Origin of the sequence: Christiangramia aquimixticola (genome assembly GCF_048285835.1) — a bacterium.
GTDB classification, from domain to species: Bacteria; Bacteroidota; Bacteroidia; order Flavobacteriales; family Flavobacteriaceae; genus Christiangramia; species Christiangramia aquimixticola.
In genome coordinates this window covers 1-386 of the sequence record NZ_JBLVTL010000049.1, presented here as the reverse complement: position 1 = coordinate 386, position 386 = coordinate 1, and the positions used below count along the sequence as shown (strand labels likewise).

The 386-nt window shown below is 46.4% G+C and carries 1 pseudogene; it reads right to left on the bottom strand.

The features are described 5' to 3' along the window. Window positions 1-110: 110 nt before the first annotated feature. Window positions 111-386 (bottom strand): annotated as a pseudogene (locus tag ACNKXV_RS13440) (hypothetical protein); the annotation flags it as partial.

Here is a 386-nt window from a genome sequence, read left to right as displayed (position 1 = left end):
ATAACTGGCTCTGGAGTGTCATCATTGCCACAGGAAAGCAGGGTAAACGACAGGAGGAAGAATAGAACTGAATAAACGGTAGTTTTCATAGTAAATTAAGAGTTATTGGATTAGTTGATAAGATTTGCAAATGGAATTCTGGTCCCGAGGAAAAGCACTCTTCCGGGATTGTTGGGCTGGGCTGGAGTGAGGGTATTCAGAAGGTTGGTAGCACCTGCCTCGAAGAAAAGCCCATTGGAAAAGGTCTTGGTAGCCGTGAGATTGACGCTCAGCCAGCCCGAAGCATATTCAGAAGGATCGTCCAAAATCAGGTTGCCATTGAGATCGGCGAAACCAAACTTTCCCCTGTAAATTCCCCGAAGTGACCAATCAATCCCTGTGATGGG